Annotated in this window: 22 protein-coding genes and 2 pseudogenes; 12 read left to right on the top strand and 12 right to left on the bottom strand. The window is 71.1% G+C overall.

Annotated features, from left to right (window positions below; all coding sequences use genetic code 11):
* Nucleotides 1–629, bottom strand: a 629-nt coding sequence (locus IE178_RS33070; RefSeq protein ID WP_193514809.1) for a hypothetical protein, incomplete at its 3' end; no start/stop codon positions are given.
* A gap of 102 nt (nt 630–731) precedes the next feature.
* A complete protein-coding gene (locus IE178_RS33065; RefSeq protein ID WP_193514808.1) occupies nt 732–1,322 on the bottom strand; it encodes a hypothetical protein in 591 nt (196 codons plus the stop codon).
* Nucleotides 1,323–1,472: 150 nt separating this feature from the next.
* Between IE178_RS33065 and IE178_RS33060 the strand changes: the two genes are divergently transcribed.
* Both IE178_RS33060 and IE178_RS33055 read left to right on the top strand, forming a co-directional pair.
* Nucleotides 1,473–2,069 (top strand): dihydrofolate reductase family protein, encoded by a 597-nt coding sequence (locus tag IE178_RS33060; RefSeq protein WP_193514807.1) that lies wholly within the window; start codon nt 1,473–1,475, stop codon nt 2,067–2,069.
* A 53-nt stretch (nt 2,070–2,122) separates the two neighbouring features.
* Nucleotides 2,123–2,662 carry a VOC family protein gene (locus IE178_RS33055; RefSeq protein WP_193514806.1) on the top strand — a complete coding sequence of 180 codons (540 nt, stop codon included), beginning with the start codon at nt 2,123–2,125 and terminating at the stop codon, nt 2,660–2,662.
* Here IE178_RS33055 and IE178_RS33050 read toward each other — a convergent pair.
* On the bottom strand, nt 2,646–2,789 hold the full coding sequence (locus tag IE178_RS33050; RefSeq protein ID WP_193514814.1) for a hypothetical protein: 144 nt from the start codon (nt 2,787–2,789) through the stop codon (nt 2,646–2,648). The two genes, IE178_RS33055 and IE178_RS33050, sit on opposite strands and share 17 nt — an antisense overlap.
* Between IE178_RS33050 and IE178_RS36395 the strand changes: the two are divergent.
* Nucleotides 2,779–2,970, top strand: a pseudogene (locus tag IE178_RS36395) (SMP-30/gluconolactonase/LRE family protein); the annotation flags it as partial. The gene IE178_RS33050 and the pseudogene IE178_RS36395 sit on opposite strands and share 11 nt — an antisense overlap.
* Before the next feature lie 40 nt (nt 2,971–3,010).
* On the opposite strand, the gene IE178_RS33045 reads toward IE178_RS36395, so the two are convergent.
* On the bottom strand, nt 3,011–3,436 hold the full coding sequence (locus tag IE178_RS33045) for a VOC family protein (protein WP_193514805.1): 426 nt from the start codon (nt 3,434–3,436) through the stop codon (nt 3,011–3,013).
* A gap of 232 nt (nt 3,437–3,668) precedes the next feature.
* Between IE178_RS33045 and IE178_RS33040 the strand changes: the two genes are divergently transcribed.
* The 4 genes and pseudogenes from IE178_RS33040 (at nt 3,669) to IE178_RS33030 (ending at nt 5,334) form a co-directional block, all read left to right on the top strand.
* The gene (locus IE178_RS33040; protein WP_193514804.1) at nt 3,669–3,968 is read left to right on the top strand and encodes a WD40 repeat domain-containing protein; all 300 of its coding nucleotides are present in this window, start codon (nt 3,669–3,671) and stop codon (nt 3,966–3,968) included.
* A 30-nt stretch (nt 3,969–3,998) separates the two neighbouring features.
* Nucleotides 3,999–4,079 (top strand): annotated as a pseudogene (locus IE178_RS36665) (hypothetical protein); the annotation flags it as partial.
* Nucleotides 4,080–4,196: 117 nt separating this feature from the next.
* Entirely contained in the window at nt 4,197–4,850 is a 654-nt protein-coding gene (locus tag IE178_RS33035; RefSeq protein ID WP_184764858.1) for a phosphoribosyltransferase, read from the top strand.
* 112 nt (nt 4,851–4,962) lie between these two features.
* Nucleotides 4,963–5,334, top strand: coding sequence for a RidA family protein (locus IE178_RS33030; protein WP_318280380.1), 372 nt, complete (start codon nt 4,963–4,965; stop codon nt 5,332–5,334).
* Nucleotides 5,335–5,385: 51 nt separating this feature from the next.
* On the opposite strand, the gene IE178_RS33025 is transcribed toward IE178_RS33030, so the two are convergent.
* Nucleotides 5,386–6,183 carry a VOC family protein gene (locus IE178_RS33025; RefSeq protein WP_184764859.1) on the bottom strand — a complete coding sequence of 266 codons (798 nt, stop codon included), beginning with the start codon at nt 6,181–6,183 and terminating at the stop codon, nt 5,386–5,388.
* A gap of 237 nt (nt 6,184–6,420) precedes the next feature.
* Between IE178_RS33025 and IE178_RS33020 the strand changes: the two genes are divergently transcribed.
* Nucleotides 6,421–6,879, top strand: coding sequence for a hypothetical protein (locus IE178_RS33020; protein WP_193514803.1), 459 nt, complete (start codon nt 6,421–6,423; stop codon nt 6,877–6,879).
* Here IE178_RS33020 and IE178_RS33015 read toward each other — a convergent pair.
* The 6 genes from IE178_RS33015 to IE178_RS32990 all read right to left on the bottom strand — a co-directional run bounded on the left by IE178_RS33015 (nt 6,846) and on the right by IE178_RS32990 (nt 17,563).
* Entirely contained in the window at nt 6,846–9,857 is a 3,012-nt protein-coding gene (locus IE178_RS33015) for a 3-keto-alpha-glucoside-1,2-lyase-like domain-containing protein (protein WP_193514802.1), read from the bottom strand. The two genes, IE178_RS33020 and IE178_RS33015, sit on opposite strands and share 34 nt — an antisense overlap.
* Nucleotides 9,858–10,157: 300 nt before the next feature.
* Nucleotides 10,158–10,913 carry a class I SAM-dependent DNA methyltransferase gene (locus IE178_RS33010; RefSeq protein WP_193514801.1) on the bottom strand — a complete coding sequence of 252 codons (756 nt, stop codon included), beginning with the start codon at nt 10,911–10,913 and terminating at the stop codon, nt 10,158–10,160.
* Between the two features lie 115 nt (nt 10,914–11,028).
* Nucleotides 11,029–11,715 carry a hypothetical protein gene (locus IE178_RS33005; RefSeq protein WP_193514800.1) on the bottom strand — a complete coding sequence of 229 codons (687 nt, stop codon included), beginning with the start codon at nt 11,713–11,715 and terminating at the stop codon, nt 11,029–11,031.
* 69 nt (nt 11,716–11,784) lie between these two features.
* A complete protein-coding gene (locus tag IE178_RS33000; protein ID WP_193514799.1) occupies nt 11,785–15,159 on the bottom strand; it encodes a pyruvate carboxylase in 3,375 nt (1,124 codons plus the stop codon).
* Between the two features lie 168 nt (nt 15,160–15,327).
* Nucleotides 15,328–16,536, bottom strand: coding sequence for a S8 family peptidase (locus IE178_RS32995; protein WP_193514798.1), 1,209 nt, complete (start codon nt 16,534–16,536; stop codon nt 15,328–15,330).
* A 700-nt stretch (nt 16,537–17,236) separates the two neighbouring features.
* Entirely contained in the window at nt 17,237–17,563 is a 327-nt protein-coding gene (locus tag IE178_RS32990; protein WP_184764866.1) for a nuclear transport factor 2 family protein, read from the bottom strand.
* A gap of 127 nt (nt 17,564–17,690) precedes the next feature.
* On the opposite strand from IE178_RS32990, the gene IE178_RS32985 reads away from it, so the two are divergent.
* Nucleotides 17,691–18,239 (top strand): DoxX family protein, encoded by a 549-nt coding sequence (locus IE178_RS32985; protein WP_184764867.1) that lies wholly within the window; start codon nt 17,691–17,693, stop codon nt 18,237–18,239.
* Between the two features lie 79 nt (nt 18,240–18,318).
* Nucleotides 18,319–18,681: a MazG-like family protein gene (locus tag IE178_RS32980; RefSeq protein WP_184764868.1), complete on the top strand. Its 363-nt coding sequence runs from the start codon at nt 18,319–18,321 to the stop codon at nt 18,679–18,681.
* Nucleotides 18,682–18,766: 85 nt separating this feature from the next.
* On the opposite strand, the gene IE178_RS32975 is transcribed toward IE178_RS32980, so the two are convergent.
* Entirely contained in the window at nt 18,767–19,138 is a 372-nt protein-coding gene (locus IE178_RS32975; protein ID WP_184764869.1) for a winged helix-turn-helix transcriptional regulator, read from the bottom strand.
* Between the two features lie 129 nt (nt 19,139–19,267).
* On the opposite strand from IE178_RS32975, the gene IE178_RS32970 reads away from it, so the two are divergent.
* Both IE178_RS32970 and IE178_RS32965 read left to right on the top strand, forming a co-directional pair.
* Entirely contained in the window at nt 19,268–19,918 is a 651-nt protein-coding gene (locus tag IE178_RS32970; RefSeq protein WP_193514797.1) for an FMN-dependent NADH-azoreductase, read from the top strand.
* 143 nt (nt 19,919–20,061) lie between these two features.
* The gene (locus IE178_RS32965; RefSeq protein WP_193514796.1) at nt 20,062–20,271 is read left to right on the top strand and encodes a hypothetical protein; all 210 of its coding nucleotides are present in this window, start codon (nt 20,062–20,064) and stop codon (nt 20,269–20,271) included.
* Nucleotides 20,272–20,305 lie beyond the last annotated feature (34 nt).

The following is a 20,305-nucleotide window of genomic DNA, read 5'->3' as shown; positions in this document are numbered from 1 at the left end:
GCGCTCCAAGCCTTCGACATCACCTTCGACGGCCGGCTCACCGCCGGACGCCGCTGAACAAAACCGACCGAGTTCCACCGTTCGCTACACAGACCCGCGGCCTTGCTTGCTCGGGCCCGCGGAATGCGAGATCGCAGAGCCGCGAGCCGATTCGGATCTTCACGAGGCACAGCGAAGCCGAACGGCGGCGGGGGCTTGAGCCCAAGTTCCCTGCGGGCAGCCACCAGGAAGGCATGATGCGCCTTGGCGAATGATTCATAGAGGTCCCAGCGCTTCTCTCCTGCGCTGTTGCCTTGTTCGAGCCGGTTGCAGTAGTGCAGTCGAATCGCATCGGCAGCGTGAAGTGCGTCGCGAGCTGCCCTGATGGTCTCCGGGCGGGCGAACACCTCCAGTTTGTTCAACTGCAACGTGGCTTCCTTAGCCTCGTCCATCCCGTGTTCGCCACGACTATCGGGTGGCAAGACGTCCCAGTCGATCTCCCACACTTCCCTCATGAAGCGAAAGCTGGCATCGCCGAACGCCTCGATGACCGCAGGCAGGTGTTGCCACGCCTGCTTGTGACTCTCCTGTCGGCGGACAAGGTGAGCAGCAAGCGCAACGTTCACGACGCCGAACACGACTGCTGCCACTGCTGCGTAGGCACTCACCAAGGAGGCGGCATGTCGATAATCTACCGCCGCGATCACAGGACGTGATCGGAGCTTACGGCCGCTTGGCGAATACGCGACAACTCAACATGCGAGCCCACCAGTCCCGAGGGCCGTGCCGCGCAGCTCGGCCACGGGGGTGCCGAAGGCCTCGGTCCGCAGGCCCCACACCGACTCGCAGGGGAACCGGATGGTGAATTCCTCCTCGTCCCGGTCGTACGCGTCCGGCTCGGCCTCGACCCGGTCCGCGAGGGCCATGGCCTCGCGCGCGTAGTCGACGAGGAACTCCGGGAGGGAACGGGCGCAGTAGGCGTACGTGTCGAAGAAGTCCGCGGACTGGGAGAACACCGCGCCCCACGCCCCGGTCCCGGGGTGCACGTCGACGAAGAAGTGGTCACCGGTGGCGAGGGAGAGAAGCACCCGGGTTTCCTCGCCGGGCCCCCACATCCAGCGGCGGTCCACCCTGTTCACCCGGGGATCGAGGGACAAGGACTCCCCGCCGGCCACCCGGATGGCACTCACGGCACGCAGCAAGGTGCGTATGTCGTCCGGCAGCCGGGGCTCCGCCTCGGTCAGTTCGGCATCCGTGGCGCCGGGCTCGATGGTGAACCTGTCCGGCAAGCGGCGCTCCAGCTCCCGCAGCGCCTCGATCGCGTCCTGCGCGGTGACTGCCATCGTCGCCCTCCTCGTTCCGTGCGGTACGCGCAGAGCGTACGGAACGCCTCGGACAGCGGACGGAGCGCGGTCGGACGCGGTCGCGCGAACGCGGCGGGCGAGGATCATGAAGTGCAGCCGTGCTCTGTGCACCCGCCAAGGAGGGACACGATGGGCAGAATCGTCATCAGCGAGAACGTCACGCTCGACGGTGTCGTCGAGGACCCGACCGGTGAGGAGGGCTTCAGCCGCGGCGGCTGGTTCCTCCGGATGAGCGACAAGGACCGTGCGGCGTGGGCCGAGATGGAGCTGGCGGAGGCCCGGGCCACCGAGGCGCTGCTGCTCGGCCGGCGGAGCGACGAGTGGTTCGCCGCTCGGTGGCTGTCCCGCAGTGGCGCGTGGGCGGACCGGTTGAACAGCCTGCCCAAGTACGTCGTCTCCGCCACCGTCCAGGAACCCGAATGGAGCAGTGCGACGGGTTTCAGGGGCAAGGTGCTCCCCGGCGACGTGGTCGAGGAGGTCTCGGCGCTGAAGGAGGAGTTGGACGGCGACATCGTCGTCTACGCCAGCATCCGGCTCGCCCACGCTCTGCTGGAGCACGACCTCGTCGACGAGCTGAGGCTCACCGTGTTCCCGGTCGTCCTCGGGGCCGGCCGGCGTCTCTTCGACAGGACGAGCACCAGCAGGCCTTTGCGTCTCGTCACCACCCGCACCGTGGGCGACGGCCTCGCCTTTCTCACCTACCGGCCCGACGAGGACAGCATCTGACCTCTTTCCTTCCTATCGTCGCCCGCGACCGACACCGGCGAAAGGAACCCATGATGCCCGGACAGAACAACGCCACCGCCGCACCCGAGGGCTACACCACCGTCGCCCCCTGGGTCGTCACCGACGACACCGGGGCGTTCCTCGACTTCGTCACCCAGGCGTTCGGCGGTGAGGAGCTCGGGCGGGTGCCGACCGAGGACGGCTCGATCGGCCACGGGGAGATCCGGGTCGGCGACACCGTCGTGCTGGCCTTCGACCGGCGTGCGGACTGGCCCGTCATGCCGAGCCTGCTGCGCGTGTTCGTCGCGGACGCGGACGCGGTGTTCTCCCGAGCCCTCGCAGCCGGCGGCCGGCTCGTCACTCCCCTGGCGGACAACGCCTTCGGACAGCGCGGAGGGCGCGTCACGGACCCCTTCGGCAACATCTGGTGGGTGGTCAGCCACGTGGAGGACGTCTCAGAGGACGAGATGTGGCGGCGGCTGCAGGATCCCGTCCACGCCGAGGGCATGCGGGTGGCCCAGGCGACGCTCGACGCCGAACTCACCGGTCGACGCCACGGCCGCAGCAGCGCGCCCGTCAGGACGACCGGCTGACGGGGCCGCTCGACGGGGTCCGACCGGCGTCCAGCGGCCGTTCGAAGAAGGTCTCCGGCACCACCGCGGCCCGCGTCCCGCTGACCCCGTCGATCGCGTACAGCCGGCGCAGCACGGACGTCGGCATCACCAGCGACTACGAGGGCCACCGCGCCGAGTCCGAGATCGGCGGGTGCAACGTGTACCGGATCGGCCCCGCGTCGGGGGACGTGCACCTGGCCGCGGACGGGTTCGCGGGGCCCAACGGTGTCGTCCTGTCCCCCGGCGAGAAGCGGTTCCACGTCTCCGACTCGCGGGCGGGTGACGTCGGTGACCGGGACTCCGCGTCCGCGACGGGCCGCACCGGCCTCAGACGACCGGCTCGCCGACGCCCAGCAGGTTGCCCTCGCTGTCGCGGAACCAGGCACCGCGTTCGCCGCGGGCGCCCTTGCTCGGATAGTTCCCGTCGATCTCGGCGATACCGTCCCTGGTGCGGAACCCGGGTACGTCGACCTCTTCGAACACCACGCCGCGCCGCTTGAGTTCCGATACGACGCGTTCGATGTCGTCGACCTCGAACGCCATCTGGGTGAAGGTGCCCGAAGGCGCTCCCGTCGAACGGAACAGCACGAACTCCGCGTCGGCGCAACGGTAGAGCAGCCCACCGGGCCGTTCGTCGACGGGTTCCAGACCGAGCCGCTCGGCGTAGAAACGCCGCGCCCGGTCGAGGTCCTGGGCGGGAAGCCTGGTCGCCACGCGTGCCCGGGCCAGAACTCTTTCGTCCTCTGTGTTCATCTCTCCACTGTGCCGTGAGCGGCGGACCCCTGCCGCGGTGCGCGCCTACGGTGTCAGCCGGTTGGCCTGCGCCCCGAGGTGGCGCTGCTCGGGAAGGCTCGTCGTGCGGCGCGCGGCGGACCGGCGGGCGGACCGGGCGGCGTCCGAGGTCACCGGTCGTCCGAAGAGCCCGGGGAGGAACCGATCCCGCTCACCCGCCAGGAGCCGACCGGGCCGACGGGGCCGGCCGTGGGTGTCGGATCGGTCGCGGGCGGGGACAGGCTCGGGTGACATCCGCGCGCTGGGCGACCCGCTCGGCACGCACTCCGCGGCCGTGACGGCCGTGGCCTTCAGCCCCGACGGGCACATGCTGGCCACGGCCGGGCCGGACGACACCGTGCGGCTGCAGGACGTCTCCGAGCCGAGCCGCCCGCCGCCCCCCATCGGCACGCTCGCGGACGCACATCCTGACGGTGTGCTCGCCGTCGTCTTCTCCCCGGACGGCCTCGCCACCGGCGGTGCGGACGGCGGGGCCCGGCTGGCACACGCGTGACCGGGCGGTGTCCGTCCCGTCGGCGGGCCCCTGAGCGCCCACACGGACTGGATCACCTCGGCCGCGTTCTCCCCGGACGGCGACACCCTGACCGGCGGCGGCCAGGACGGAACGGCCCGGCTGTGCCGCGGTCGGCGTACCGGCCCGCCGGCCGCCGTGATCGCGGTGCGTGAGTGCCGGGACGATGAGCGGTTACCCGGAACCGGTGGCCGAGGAAGGGAGCGAGCCGTGCGATTCCAAAGCCGTGAGCAGGCCGGCCAGGAACTGGCCGTGAGGCTGCTGGAGTGGGCGAGCAGCGGCGATCTGGCGAACGTGACCGTGCTGGCGCTGCCGCGCGGCGGCGTCCCGGTCGGAGCGGAGATCGCCCGGGTGATGCGTGTCCCGATGGACGTCCTCGTCGTCCGCAAGATCGGGGTGCCCGGTTCGCCCGAAGTGGGTGTCGGGGCGATCGTCGGGGACGATCCGCCGGTGTTCGACCGCACCGGGCTGCGGATCATGGATCTCTCGGAGGACGAACTCGGCTCCGAGGTGGCCCGGGAGCGCGTCGAACTGCGTCGGCGTGAGCAGGTCTACCGCGGCGGTCGCCCCGCCCCGGACGTCCGCGGTCACAGCGTCGTGGTGGTGGACGACGGGCTGGCCACGGGGATCACCGCCCGCGCGGCCCTGCGGCATGTGCGCCGCCGGGAACCCCTGCGTCTCACGCTGGCGGTGCCGGTGTGCGGTCACGAGACCGCGGCGGCGCTGCGGGACGAGGCCGATGACGTCGTCTCCCTGCACCAGCCGCAGCACCTGCGTTCCGTGGGCGAGTGGTACGCCGACTTCCACCAGGTCTCCGACCAGGAAGTACTAAAAGCCCTGCGGCAGCTTCACCCGGCCGGGTGAAGCAGGCCCCGCTGCGGACCGGCGTCGGTGTGCCGGGACTCGTCGACCGCTGCCGTATTGGATCTCTCGGAGCCCGTCACTTAGCGTTCGGCGTATGACAGAGTGACGTGCGATCCTCGGCGGCTCGACGTTCGAGGAGCAGATCGGCTGTGCCCGCGCCGTGGTCACCGGCGAGTGGGTGCGTGTGTCCGGCACGACCGGCTTCGACTACGCCACCATGACGATCTCCGACGATGTGGTGGAGCAGGCCGAACAGTGCCTGCGCAGCATGGAGGCCGCGCTGGCCGAGGCGGGATGCACCGTCGCCGAGGTGGTGCGGGTGCGGTACCTCCTGCCCGACCGGGCCGACTTCGAGCCCTGCTGGCCGGTCCTGCGCCGCCGTTTCGGCGACGTACGGCCGGCCGCCACGATGCTCGTGTGCGGTCTCGCCGATCCCCGTATGAAGATCGAGATCGAGGTGTACGCGCAGCGCTCGGCCGGGTGACGGGGTTCCGGCGGCGGTCGGCGGGGCTCCCGCCGACCGGCATCCCGGCCCTCAGCTCCGGGCCGGGGTGAGCACCACGAAATCCGCGCCGGCCGGGTCGAGGCAGACGGCCAGGCGGCCGACTCCTTCCGCGTCCTGCGGACCCATCTGCACGGTCCCGCCGTTCCCGGTGACCTCGGCGACGGCGGCATCGCAGTCGGCGACGGCGAAGACCGGGTGCCAGTACGGCCGCCCGTTCGCCAGTGCGAGGTCTTCCTTGCGGAGCTGCATGACGCCGCCGTGCATGCGCTCCTCGGGCAGTCCCGCCGGGGTGATCAGCGAGTAGGTGCCCCCGCCGCCCGGCAGCTCCATGTCGCTGAACCGCCAGCCGAAGACACCGCCGTAGAACTCCTTCGCGGCCGCCGCGTCGCTCGTGTACAGCTCGGTCCAGGACAGTGACCCCGGCTGGTCCACCAGGTCGACGCCCTTGGTGTCCCTCGGCTGCCAGACGGCGAACTGGCCACCCAGCGGGTCGCTGTACTGTGCCATGCGCCCCCATTGTTCGAGGTCCATCGGCGCCACCCGGACCGTTCCGCCCGCGCGCTCCACGGCCTGGGTCGTGGCGTCCGCGTCGGCGACGCTGTAGTAGATCATCCAGGCGGGGCGCGCGCCTTCCTCGGTGAGTCTGCCGAGACCGGCGACGATCTTGCCGTCCTTGCGGAACATCCCGCCTTCCATGTCCTCCCCCTCCCCCATGGACTCGTAGTCCCAGCCGAGGACCGCGCCGTAGAAGGCGGCGGCGGCCCGGACGTCGGGCGCGCCCAGGTCGAGCCAGCAGGGAGAGCCGGGGGCGAAGTCAGTGGTGATCACCGCTATGTCCTTTCGCAGATTCCCTTTGGCCTCAGCGTGCCACCGGGCATGGACACTCGCCCTTCGGCCCCGCCGTCCGGCTACTCCTCCCCCGGCGTCCCGCGCCTCGTGAACGGCGGCACGAACCGGACCGGTGGGCGGCGTCGCGGTAGATCCTGTGGGTGACGGGGCAGCCCACCGGCCGGTGGAAGGCGTCCGGCGGCAGCAGCGCGCGTGCGCGTCGGCCAGGATCTCGTCGTGGGACCGTTCCACCACCGGGCGGTGGCCGGCTGCGGTCTCGAGCGCCGCCAGGCCGGTCCGTGGTCCGTCGGCCTCACCGACGGCGACCGCGCGGTCGAGCCGGACGACCGGGTTGTCCGTCAGGCGCGTCAGTTCGTCGTACCGCTCGACGATCCGCACCCGGTCGGTCTCCTCGGCGGTGGGCGCGTCGGCGTGGAGTCCCGCGAGGGCGGTCCCCGCCCGGGACTCGCCGAGCCGGTCCCGGGCGAGGGCGGCGGCCCGCAGGGGCTCGACGCCCTCGGCGATCGCGCCGGTGTCCCACCGGCCGCGGCCCTGCTCGGCGGGCGGCACCAGGCGCGGCGTCTGCGCCGCAACGAGAACGAGACAGCCGGAGCCCTGCCGTCCGGTTCGGACGGCAGGGCTCCGGCCCCGGTCACCTCGCGTCAGCTCAGCGGCTCGATACGGATGTTGCGGTAGCGCACCGCGTTCCCGTGGTCCTGCAGCCGGATGGCTCCGGCGGCCGGGCCCTCGGCGGCTCCGCCTCCCGTCGGGCTGTCGATCGCGACGTTGTCGTGAATCGTCTTGCCGTTCCAGACCACGGTGATCCGCGCGTCGGCCGTCTTCTTGCCCTCGGCGTCGTAGCGCGCCGCGTGGAAGACGATGTCGTACGACTGCCAGGTCTCGGGTGCGGTCGCGGCGTTCACGTCGGGGGCCTTCTTCAGATAGATCGCTCCCGCTTCGTTGTTGTCGAGTGTGGTGTCACCGAAGGAATCCAGGATCTGGAGTTCGTAGCGGTCCTGGAGATAGACGCCGCTGTTGGCACGGTCCTGTCCCGTCACGTCCGGCGGGAGCTTGGGGAGCCGGAACTCCACGTGCAGCTTGAAGTCGTCGAAGGTGTCCTTGGTGCGGATGTCCCCGCAGCAGACCTCCATCGCGCCGTCGGCCACGGGCCACTCCACCGGCCGCCCGTCGGTGTGCTGCCACCGGTCGAGGCCGCCGCCGCCGAACAGCGTGATGGGGCTGCCGTGCGGGTCGACGGTGATGAGGTCGAGGTTGACGTGGCCCGTGTCGCCCTCGTCGTACCGGTAGGCGATGGTGTTGTGCCCGGCCCGCAGGGGCAGTGCCTCCCGCTGCGTCGACCAGGTGTCCCAGTTGCCGGTGTCGCGCAGCTGTGTCTGCTTCACCTTCTTCCCGTTGACGTACAGGGAGAGGGACTTGGTGCCCCGGAACGGGTCCGGGCCGTTGGCGTAGCGCAGCCCCACGTCGTAGGTACCGCGCTTGGGCACGTCGACGTCGAAGGTCGTCGTGGCCCCCCGGGTGGCGTACCGGTCGACGAAGCCGCTGCCGGAGTAGCCCGGGTGGTCGGTGTTGATGCCGGCCTCTCCGGTGATCGTCGCTTCCTCGGCCTCGTACAGCGGCGACGGTGCCGGCTGCTTGCCCGGCATGGCGTTGAGCGTGTACCAGGCCTCCGTGCTCCACAGGGACTCGCCCGATGCCGAGCTGAACGGGCGCGGGGACCGTACGTGCACGACGCGGCCCGGCTGGAGTCCCTCGATCTTGAGGGTCACCTTCTTGCGGTCGTCCGACAGCACGGCCGACGTCACCTTCAGGGTCTCCTCGGCGATCTTGGGTCCGCCGTAGTCCCTCGTCGGGGTGTAACGCCACTGCTGGGCCTCGTAGTGGCTGACAAGGTTGTCAGCGGTCTCCTGCGACAGGGGCTGGGTGTACTCCAGCTCGAAGCCGCCCTTCTTCGCCCGCATGGCCTGGATGTCGAAGGCGTTGCCGCCGTTGGGCGACAGCTTCTGGAGGCCGTACTTGAGCTTGCCCTCCTGGCCCCAGTTGCCGTCCGCGCCCAGGCCGCCCGCGTAGATCGCGCCGTCGGGACCCATGGCGATGCGGTTCACACCGGCCTCGAGACCCTGGGTGAAGCGGAAGACGGCGCCCTGGTACTCGCCCTTGACCTTCTCCAGGTAGGCGCGCTGGAGGCCGCCGTAGGTGACGTCACCGAACAGCATCTGCCCCTTGAACCTGCCCTTGGTCAGGTAGAGAGGGGTGCTGGGCGAGTTGGCGATCTCGTTCTGCGGGAGCCAGAGCACCGGCTGGGTCACCGGCTTAGCGTCGAAGGGACCCGCGGGGTTGGTGTAGTGGTTGAAGAAGCGGTCCTGCTTGATGTGGACCAGCTTCGACGCGGGGAGCCAGCCGCCCTGGTTGTCGGTCGTGAAGATGTCACCGCCCGGGCCCCAGCCGATGCCGTTCGGCGTGCGGAGTCCTCCGGCGATGTAACTGACCTTGCCGGTCTTGTGGTTCACCTTGATGGTCGCGCCGCGGCCGGGTGCCGGCTGCGGATTCGTGGTGGCGCCGCCGTAGTCGATGGCCACGGACAGGTTCAGGTAGAAGTAGCCCTTGCTGTACAGCAGTCCGAAGGCGAACTCGTGGAAGTTGCCGCCGTACGGCCAGGTGGCGATCGTCTTGAACTTGTCCATGACGCCGTCGCCGTCGCTGTCCCCCAGCTCCGTCAGCTCGTGCTTCTGGGAGACGAAGATGGTGCCGTCCACGACCTTGAGGCCCATCGGCTCCTTGAGGCCCTCGGCGATCTTCGTCGCCTTCACCTTGTCGGGGCCCGTGGTGCCGCTGGTGTCGTCGAGGACGTAGACCTCGCCGGCCGTGTTGTCGGTGCCGCCCCAGGTGCTCACGACCAGACGGCCGTCCGGCAGCCAGTCCATGCCGGTGACCTGCGGTTCGAAGCCCTCGGGCCGGAGGTCGGTGAGGGTGTGGTCGGGGCGTACGGAGTTGAGCGGGAGGCCGTCGCCCGGTGAGTCCCGGAAGCCCTCGCACTCCTTGCGGCCCGGTGCGGTGACCCGGACCACGCCGGCGTCGGTGCTCAGTGCCGTCCGAGGTACGGTCTCGAAGCCGGCGGCGCCCGGGGGCTGCCAGCCGAGGGTGAGCACCTGGTCGCCACCGCGCTCGAAGTGGTCGATGCGCAGCGAGTGCATGCCCTCGCTGAGTTCGACGGTGCCGTCCTTGGGTTCGGCGCCGTGCAGTCCGTCGTGGTCGACGACCACCTTGTCGTCGATCAGCAGCCGTGAGCCGTCGTCACTGGTCAGCCGGAAGGTGTACGAACCGTCGGCCGGCGCGTGGATGTTGCCGGTGACCTGGGTGACGAAGTTGTCGTTGAACCCTCCGAAGTCGGCGGTCGTCTTCCAGTCGACGGTCGGCATCAACCGGTCGACGTTGGGGGTCTGACCGGGCTTGAGGGTGCAGATCTTGTCGAGCGGGACCTGGACGTCGAAGACGCGCAAGGTGACGCCGGGCTCCTGCGGCGGCACGTCGGCTTGCGCCGCGGTGCCGGGCTGGGCCGCGGCCAGGGGAGAGCCCCAGAGCCCACCCGCGACGAACGCGCCGACGAGCAGCCCTGTCAGGCATCTTCGGGCGCGCTGGGGCAGCCGTGCGCTCATGCTTCCTCCTGAGGGTCGACCGGAGGGCCGGAAGACTCCGGTACCGAAAAATGCCAACGGTTGCGGCCGACACGCTAGGAGACTTCTGCTCAGCGCGTCCATACTTTGTCATCAATGAGTTCAAAGTCGGGGCCGAGCCGAACAATCCCATGGACGCGCCGGTTTGGCGCGCCCATGGACGTTTACGCGTGCGACACGCCTGTGGCGTGCGCGGCAGCCGCGTCGCTACGGGCGGTGGGAGCCGGTCGGTACAACGAAGTCGCTACGGGACGGTGGGAGCCGGTCGGTAGAACGCAGTCGCTACGGGACGGTGGGGAGTCGGTAGACGGAGACGTGGGAGCGGGATTCGGCGGTGAACGCGGTGCCGTTCCAGTCCGCGTGCCTGGATTCCAGGCCGAATCCGGCGAGTTGGGCCATGAGGTCGAGTTCGGCCGGCCAGATGTAGCGGTGGGGGCTGCGGAACAGCTCCGCCTGCTGGGTGTCGTCGAAGCGGAAGTGATGCGACACGACGTGCTGGCGCAGGACGTCGTACGTGTCCAGGCCGATGTACCCGGGCTCGGACTGCCACACCATGGCCGTCTGGCCCGGTGGCAGCTTGCGCAGCTCGGGCACCCAGAGTTCGATCACGAAGCGCCCGCCGGGCGCGAGATGGCGAGCGGCGTTGCGAAAGCACTCGACCTGCTCGGCCTGGGTGAGCAGGTTGGAGATGGTGTTGTAGACGAGGTAGACGAGGGTGTACTCCCCAGGGGCGGCAGTGGTGGCCATGTCGCCGACGATCACGGGGATCGTGGCCTCGTCGGCCTTGGTCCGCAGTTGCTCGATCATCGGCCGGGACAACTCGATGCCGGTGACGCGAACGCCACGCGCGGCGAGCGGAACGGCCACCCGGCCCGTCCCGATCGCGAACTCGAGTGCCGGCCCGTCCCCGGCGAGCCGGGCGAGGCGGTCCACGGCCGGCCCCAGGACCTCGGCGGCGAACATGCCGGTACCGGGCGTGTCATAGCGTCGGGCGGCGTCCGCGTCCCAGATCTTCTCCTGAAGCCTGTTCTGTTCCATTCCGCCAACGCTCGCCGTCAGCCCAGGTGATGTCCAGCCGATTATGGTCAAGGCTCACGGGCCAGGCCCCCGTGCTCGCCGATGGGGTCCGGGGCGGGGGAGCCGGCGCGGTCACTCAGGCTCCGCGCGGCTCCGGGATCGGCGGCCTCCAGCCGTGCCGTCGTAGGGCCAGCACCAGCCCGAAGAGGGTGATCAGCACCGCGCCGAGAGAGGACCGGGCCATGACGCCCCACCACGCGGGCACCAGTTCGTGGGTGACGCCGCTCGGATAGACGCACGTCGCCTGCGGAGGGAACACCGCCCGCCGCACTTCGGAGGCTCGCTCGTAGACGCCCGTGACGAACGCCGAGCAGGTGGACAGCGGTTCACGGCCGGGCGGGGCCATGTACAGGGGCACGAACGCGCACAGGACCGCGAGCACGACACAGGAGACGATGGCGAGGACGCCGAACCGCACGACGGCCCGCGCCCGTCCCAGCCCGGCGAACTCGACCACGGCCGCCAGGACGGCGCAGGCGGCCGCGACCACGACACAAGCCCACAGCACCCAGCCCAGGAAGTCACCGGCCGAGACCGTGGAGCCGTCGGCGAACACGCAGCGCACGCCCGGTGGGAAGCCGCTTCGCTCCACCCGGAAGTCTCCCCCGGGGCCCACCAGCCCGTGAGCACACCGCTCGTCCAGCTCCGACACCCCGACGACCAGCCACCCGAGCATCCATGTCAGCGCTCCCGCGCACCCGGCCAGCCCGAAAGCGGCCCACAGCCCGTTCGCCGATCCGAGCGGCCCCTGTTTCTCCGGCATGGAGCCGGACCCTATCCGTCCTGCCACTGACCTGACGGACCGGGTCCGGCGTCCCTGACGCCGACGGGCTCAGGTGAGTTCCGCGAGGAGGTCGCCGCCCTCCACCTGCTGGATGCGGGTGATGGCCAGCCGCGTCACCTTGCCCGCCTTCGGGGCGGTGATCGCGGCCTCCATCTTCATGGCCTCGATGGTGGCCACCGTGGCACCGGCCGCCACCTCGTCGCCCTCGGTGACCGCGAGGGTCACCACACCGGCGAAGGGGGCCGCGACGTGGCCGGGGTTGGCACGGTCGGCCTTCTCGGTGACCGGGATGTCGGAGGCAGCCGCCCGGTCGCGGACCTGGATCGGCCGCAACTGGCCGTTCAGGGTGGCCATCACGGTACGCATGCCGCGCTCGTCGGCCTCGCCCACGGCCTGGAGCCCGATGAGCAGCCGCACTCCGGGATCGAGGTCGACGCTGTACTCCTTACCGGGGCGCAGTCCGTAGAAGAAGTCCTTGCTGTCCAGCACGCTGGTGTCACCGAAGGACTGCCGGTGCGTCTCGAACTCCCTGGTGGGAGCGGGGAAGAGCAGGCGGTTGAGCGTCGGCCGGCGGTCCTTCGCCAGGCCTGCGCGGTCGTCGGCGGTCAGTTCCTGGACGGCCTTGGGCTCGGCGCGGCCCCGCAGGGCCTTGCTGCGGAACGGCTCCGGCCAGCCGCCGGGAGGGGTGCCCAACTCGCCGCGCAGGAAGCCGATGACGGAGTCGGGGATGTCGAAACGGTCGGGCTCCGCCTCGAAATCCGCCGGGGAGACGCCCGCGCCGACCAGGTGGAGTGCCAGGTCGCCGACCACCTTCGAGGAGGGGGTGACCTTCACCAGGCGGCCGAGCATCCGGTCGGCGGCGGCGTACATCGCCTCGATGTCCTCGAAGCGGTCGCCGAGGCCGAGCGCGATCGCCTGGGTGCGCAGGTTGGACAGCTGCCCGCCGGGGATCTCGTGGTGGTAGACGCGGCCGGTCGGCGAGGCGAGCCCCGCTTCGAAGGGCGCGTACACCTTGCGGACGCTCTCCCAGTAGGGCTCCAGGTCCCCCACGGCCTGGAGGTCCAGGCCGGTGGGCCGCTCCGAGTGGTCGGTGGCGGCGACGATCGCCGACAGGGACGGCTGCGAGGTGGTGCCCGCCATGGACGCCACCGCTCCGTCGACCGCGTCCGCGCCCGCCTGGATCGCGGCGAGGTAGGTGGCGAGCTGACCGCCGGCGGTGTCGTGGGTGTGCAGGTGCACAGGCAGGTCGAACTCCCGGCGCAGCGCCGACACCAGCGTCGCCGCCGCGGGTGCCCGCAGCAGGCCGGCCATGTCCTTGACGGCCAGGACGTGGGCGCCCGCGGCCACGATCTCCTCGGCCAGGCGCAGGTAGTAGTCCAGGGTGTAGAGCCGCTCGGACGGGTCGGACAGGTCGGCGGTGTAGCACAGGGCGACCTCGGCGACGGCCGTGCCGGTCTCGCGTACGGCGTCGATGGCCGGCCGCATCTGGGAGACGTCGTTCAGCGCGTCGAAGATGCGGAACACGTCGATGCCGGTGGCCGCCGCCTCCTGGACGAAGGCGTCGGTGACCTCGGTCGGGTACGGGGTGTAGCCCACGGTGTTGCGGCCGCGCAGCAACATCTGCAGGCAGATGTTCGGTACGGCTTCCCGCAGGGCGGCCAGGCGCTCCCACGGGTCCTCGGCGAGGAAGCGCAGGGCGACGTCGTAGGTGGCGCCGCCCCAGCATTCCAGGGAGAGCAGGTCGGGCAGGGTGTGCGCCACCACGGGGGCGACGGCGAGCAGGTCCTTGGTGCGGACCCGGGTGGCGAGCAGTGACTGGTGGGCGTCGCGGAACGTGGTGTCGGTGACGCCAGTGGTCGGCGACGCGCGCAGCCATCGGGCGAAGCCTTCGGGTCCGAGTTCGGCGAGCCGCTGCCGGGAGCCGGCCGGTGGTTCACCGGCGGGCAGTGGCGGCAGCTTGGTCAGCGGGTCGATGAGCTCGGGCCGTTCGCCGTGCGGCCTGTTCACCGTGACGTCGGCGAGATACGTCAGCAGCTTCGTGCCCCGGTCGGCGGAGTGGCGGGCGGTGAGCAGTTGCGGGCGGCGCTCGATGAACGACGTGGTGACCTGTCCGGCCTGGAAGTCCGGATCGTCGAGGACCGCCTGGAGGAAGGGGATGTTGGTGGCGACGCCGCGGATGCGGAACTCGGCCACCGCCCGCCGGGCACGTCCCACCGCGGTGGCGAAGTCCCGGCCCCGGCAGGTCAGTTTCACCAGCATCGAGTCGAAGTGGGCGCTGATCTCCGTACCGGCGTGGGTGGTGCCGCCGTCCAGGCGGATGCCGGAGCCGCCGGGCGAGCGGTAGGCGCTGATCCGCCCGGTGTCCGGACGGAAGCCGTTGGCGGGGTCCTCGGTGGTGATACGGCACTGCAGCGCGGCACCCCGCAGGGTGACCGTCTCCTGGGCGAGGCCGAGGTCGGCGAGCGTCTCACCGGCGGCGATGCGCAGCTGTGACTGCACCAGGTCGACGTCGGTGACCTCCTCGGTCACCGTGTGCTCGACCTGGATGCGGGGGTTCATCTCGATGAAGACGTGGTTGCCGTCGCGGTCGAGCAGGAATTCCACCGTGCCGGCGTTGCGGTAGCCGATCTGCCGGGCGAACCGCACGGCGTCGGCGCAGATGCGGTCGCGCAACGCGGGGTCGAGGTTGGGGGCGGGCGCGAGTTCGATCACCTTCTGGTGACGGCGCTGCACCGAGCAGTCCCGCTCGAACAGGTGGATGACGTTGCCCTGCCCGTCGGCGAGGATCTGCACCTCGATGTGGCGTGGCTCGACGACGGCCTTCTCCAGGAACACGGTGGGGTCGCCGAACGCGGACGCCGCCTCCCGGGACGCCGCCTCGATGGCCTCCCTGAGCTGGGCGGGTTCCTCGACGCGGCGCATTCCGCGCCCACCGCCGCCCGCGACCGCCTTGACGAAGACGGGGAAGCCGATGCCGTCGGCCGCGCGGACGAGTTCGTCGACGTCGGTGGAGGGCGCCGAGGAGCCCAGGACCGGCACGCCCGCCTCGCGGGCGGCGGCCACGGCGCGCGCCTTGTTCCCCGTCAGTTCCAGGATCCGGGCGCTCGGCCCGACGAAGGTGATGCCCGCCTCCTCGCAGGCCCTGGCCAGCTCGGGATTCTCGGACAGGAATCCGTAGCCCGGGTAGACGGCGTCGGCGTCCGCCCGTCGTGCCGCGCGGACGATCTCCTCGACGGAGAGGTAGGCCCGCACGGGATGGCCCGGCTCACCGATCTCGTACGCCTCGTCGGCCTTCAAGCGGTGCAGCGAGTTGCGGTCCTCGTGCGGAAAGACGGCGACGGTTCGGGCGCCGAGCTCGAAGCCCGCGCGGAACGCCCGAATCGCGATCTCACCGCGGTTGGCGACCAGCACCTTGCGGAACATTCTCGATCCCTTCAGCCTGCCGGTGACGAAGACCATCGTGTCGGTGGCAGGTCAGGTACGCCATGTGAGCCCGGCCACTCACCGCACCGCCGAGGCCGAGAGGGGCCACAGAGGACGGTCCCCCTGTGCCCCCTCTCGGGTGTCGGCTGCCCGCAGCCGGACGGCGTACTACTCCGTGATCTTGAGCAGTTTGTTCGGTGTGCCGGTGCCGGGGGCGCTGATCCTGTCGGCGGTGGCCCCGTCGGTCAGTGCCTTCGCCACGGCGGCCGGGTCGGCGTCGGGGTGGCCGGCCAGGTACACGGCGGCCGCGCCGGCCACGTGGGGGGAGGCCATCGAGGTGCCGGATATCGTCCTGGTGCCCTCGTCGCTGTCGTTCCACGCCGAGGTGATGTCGGAGCCCGGCGCGTACACGTCCACGACCGAGCCGAAGTTGGAGAAGTCGGACTGGGCGTCGTCCTTGGTGCTGGAGGCGACGGTGATGGCCTCCGGTACGCGTGCGGGCGAGCCCTGTCCGGCGTCGGCGGACTCGTTGCCGGCCGCGACGGCGAAGGTGACCCCGGAGGCGATGGCCTTGCTGACGGCCGCGTCCAGGGCGGGATCGGCGCCGCCGCCGAGGCTCATGTTGGCCACGGAGGGACCTTGGTGGTTCTCGGTGACCCAGTCGATACCGGCGATGACCTGCTCGGTCGTGCCGGAGCCGTTGTCGTCCAGCACTCTGACGGCAACCACGTCCGCCTTCTTGGCGATGCCGTGTGCGGCGCCGGCGATGGTGGCGGCGACATGGGTGCCGTGGCCGTTGCCGTCGTCGGCGCTGTCGTCGTTGTCGACGGCGTCGTAGCCGTGACTCGCCCGGCCCTCGAAGTCCTGGTGGGTGACGCGTACGCCGGTGTCGATGACGTAGGCGGTGACGCCCTCCCCGGCCTGGTCGGGGTAGGTGTACTTGCTGTCGCCCGCGGTGTCCTCCTGGTCGACCCGGTCGAGGCCCCAGGAGGGCGGGTTGTCCTGGGTGGCCGTGGTGTGCACCGTGCGGTTGGCCACGACGGCGCCGACCGCCGGGTCGGCCGCGAGGCGCTTGGCCTCGGACTCGCTCAGGCCGGCCGCGGCGAAGCCGTCGAGGGCGGCGCCGTAGGACCGGCTGAGCTTGCCGCCGTACTCCTGGGCCAGGTCCTTCTTGTCGGCGGACGTGGTCTTCTCGTCGAGCAGGACGATGTAGCTGCCCGCGACGGCTCCTTCGGCGTTCATGCCGTACACGGTGCCCTGGGCAGGCTCGGCGGCATGGGCGGACGACGCCCCGAGCAGGGCTGTCGCGGTCGCGGCCGTCATCGCGCAGGCAGCTGCGGTGACCTTCAGCGCGACGATGCGCATCTGATGCGTCATGAAGAGGGATCTCCTCGTCAGGTGTGGGGGGTTGACCTCCGGCGCGGTGTGACGCGGAGGCTGACGAGAAGAGTGACTACTTGTCGCGGTCAGTTCAATGGTGGTTTTTCGCATCCGACGCGGCGTGGCGGCGCATCTCCACAACGTCCGCCCATGTCGGAGCCAACCGACGGGCAAAAGCCGAGCTGAACGCGTTGCTCGAATGCCCCGGCCGGCGACTGGGCAAGATCTGTGACCATCTCCTCACCCAACCCTCACCGCACCGGACGTTTCACGCCCGCGCGCTCTCGGGTCCTGCCGGACCGGGGCGACGGTCCGGCAGGCCGTGCACCGACGCGGCCCGGGCGAGGGCGTCGGCATGGAGGCCGCCGGGGCGCAGGATCGCGCAGTCCAGGCCTGACTGCCGGACGGCTCCCCGACGGTCCCGCAGGCGTGCGCGGGGGCGGGGGCGCGACGCGGACGGCGGCGCCGACGGGACCGGCCCGGAACTCGCCTGCCCCGTCGGACCGGTGGTGGATCGAGTTCAGCCGGTGCTGCGGACGGCGGCCGCCGGGACCGGCCCCGAACTCGCCTGCCCCGTCGGACCGGTGGTGGATCGTGTTCAGCCGGTGCTGCGGACCCTGCACACCTCCGGCCGTGGATCGGGCCCGGAACGCGTACGACGCGGACCCGGCCCGATGGCGCGGGGCCGTCGGGCCGTTCAGGCCTGACCGGTCTCGAAGCGGGAGATACGGCCGTCGTCGTCGACGGTGAAGGTCCAGCGGGTGCGCATCTCGCCCCAGGTGTCGTTGCGGTAGCGGGCGAGGAGTCGGCGACCGCCGCCGGATTCGTTGTCGACCTCCAGATGGCCGTGGGAGGAGAAGATCTCACGGTCGGTCCACTCGGCGAGGTCACGTTCCGAACCGTCGTCCGCCATGGTGGCGCCGGGCGCCAGGAGGGCCATGAAACCCTCCCGGTCGTGGTTGTTGACGGCCGAGACGAAGGCGCGGACGGCAGGGTCGCTGAGGCGGGTGATCTGAATCGTCATGTCCGTCAGCGTCGTACCGGCCGCCGTACCCCGCCACCCGCGTCACCCGAACGGCGACCCGCGGCGGGCCGGGCCGGCGGTGGGGGTGGGACGGTGGTGGGGCAAGCCACTGCCCCCGGGAGACGACGTGACCTGTTACGACCGACGCGATCTGGGACTGCTGCTGCTCCGGCTGGGAGCGGGCGGGGTGCTCGCGGCGCACGGCGCGCAGAAACTGTTCGGCTGGTTCGGCGGGGGCGGCATCGAGGGCACCGGCCAGTTCATGGAGTCCATCGGCTACGTTCCCGGCCGGGCCAACGCGATGGCGGCGGGGCTCGCGGAGGCCGGCGGCGGCACGCTGCTGGCGCTCGGCCTCGCCACCCCGGCGGCGGGCGCGGCGGCGGCCGGTGCGATGGCGGGCGCGTCCGCCGTGCACGCGCCCAACGGCTTCTTCAACCAGGAGGGCGGCTTCGAGTACGCCGCGTCCCTGGGCCTGACGGCCGCCGGCCTCGCCGTCACCGGTCCCGGCCGGCTCTCCCTGGACCACGCCCTCGGCCATGCGGTCAACCGGAGCTGGATGATTCCGGCGGCCTTCGCGGTGACCGCGGCGGCCACGGTGGTGACGGTGGGGGCGCGCAGCCGGCGGCTGCGGAAGGCCAAGGAGGGGGAGCAGGAGGCGTTGTTCGAGGAGGAGTAGGGCAGGAACAGAGGGCGCGTGCCCTGCCGTGGGGCCGTGGCAGCGGGCGCTGTCGGTTGCCTGTGCCAGGCTCTCCCCCATGAGCGATCACCTGCCCCCTCCCCGGCCCTCAGCCCCCGTCGCCGATCCGTGGGAGTCCATCGACGACCTGTGCGGCTGGCTGGACGCCAAGCGTCCCGTCGACGGCCCGGACGGCCTCCTGCTACGCATCCTGAAGCTGTCCGAGGAGGTCGGCGAAGTCGCCGAGGCCGTGATCGGCGCGACCGGACAGAATCCGCGCAAGGGCACCACCCACACGTGGGACGACGTCCAGTCCGAGCTGTGCGACGTCGCCGTCACGGCGCTGGTGGCGCTGCGCACGCTCACCCCCGACGCCCGCGAGGTCTTCACCCGTCACCTGGCCCAGGTCACCCGGCGCTCCCTCGGCGCCCAGGCCGGCTGAAGGCACCAACCGCCCCTGCCGTCCTCGCCGCTCGCGGGGTGCGCCCCGATGGGGCGGAAGCCGCGTGCTCCACGGGCGGAGGGCCTCAGCAGCCCGTCGACTCCACGCAGGGCCCGGTTTCGGGCAGATGCGTCTCGGCCCACGTGCGCAGTTCCGCGAGCGCGGGTTCCAGCGCCGCCCCCGACTCGGTCAGGCGGTAGGTGACGCGCAGCGGCGGTCCCTCGTCGACCTCGCGCACGAGCAGCCCGGCGGCGCCCAGCTCCGTCAGCCGGTCGGAGAGCATGCGCTCGCTGATGCCGGGGATGGCCCGGCGCAGATCGGCGAAGTACGCGGGCTGTTCCACCAGCACCGCCACGATCGGCCCCGTCCACCGCTTTCCGAGCAGCTGGAAGACGCGGGTGATGCCACTGTCCACCCGCTTGCATGCCGATGCCTCGTGAACCTGCTCGACCGCCATGCCCCCAGGGTACTACCCCGACGCCAGGGGATGAAAAAAAGTAAGCACCTGTGTTATTCATAGTCGAGTACGAATTCTCAGCGGTGGCGTGACCCGCCTCCGCCCCCTGCGTCCATGGAGAAAACCCCGATGGCCACCCTTCTGCACATCGACTCGTCCGTGCTCCCCGCATCCGCCTCCGCGTCCCGCGCCGTGGCGGAGACCTTCCGCAAGGCCTGGGAGGAGCAGCACCCCGAGGGCACGGTGATCTACCGCGATCTCGCCACGGACCCCGTTCCGCACATCACCGCCGACGCCCACACGGCGGGCTTCGCGGACCCGTCGGCGCACACTTCCGAGCAGGCCGCCGCCTTCGCCGGGCGCCTGAGGCTGATCGAGGAGTTCGAGCAGGCGGACGCGCTGCTGATCGGCGCCCCGATGTACAACTTCACGATCCCCTCGACGCTCAAGGCGTGGCTGGACAACGTGATCCTGATGGGCCGCACCGCGGGTGAGAACCCCTCCGCCAAGGGCACCCCGGTCACCGTGATCGCCAGTCGCGGCGGCTCCTACGCGCCGGGCAGCCCGCGCGAGGGGTACGAGTACGTCCAGAACTACCTGCGGGCGGTGCTGGTCGACTTCCTCGGCCTCGACCTCGACTTCATCGTCCCGGAGCTGACCATGGCTCCGCACAACCCGGCGATGACCGAGCTGGTCCCGCTCTTCGAGAGCTCCCGGGAGCGCGCCCACGAGGACGCGGCCGCCAGGGCCAAGACCCTCGCCGAGCAGCTGGCGGCCTAGGGTCTCGGCCCGGTACCGGGCACGGACGTCCGGCGCCGGGTCAGGACCGGCGCCGGGCGTCCTCCGGATAGTGCAGGCCGGCGAAGGTCCGTGCGGTCGGTGGGCGCCAGGCCTTCAGCGACGCGGCGCGGACCGTCCTGCCGGTGACCCGGCTCGGCGGCGACCGGGGCGAGATCCACGACGCGGTCGGCAGCCTGGAGCCGACCGACTCCACCGACCTCGGTGCCGGTGTGGAGACGGGGACGGACCAGGACCTCCGCGAGCCGGCCGAGGCGATCCGCACGGCGGACCGTCTCGACCGACCCCGGCCCATTGACTCTTCCTTACGCGCGGGTAAGTTGACTCCGGAGTAAGTAAGCACGGCAGCACCAGCACGAGAGCATCAGC

It is taken from the genome of Streptomyces griseoloalbus, from assembly GCA_014650015.1.
Taxonomy (GTDB): domain Bacteria; phylum Actinomycetota; class Actinomycetes; order Streptomycetales; family Streptomycetaceae; genus Streptomyces; species Streptomyces griseoloalbus.
Note: the sequence above shows the minus strand (reverse complement) of the source record. Positions and strands in the feature narration are given on the sequence as shown.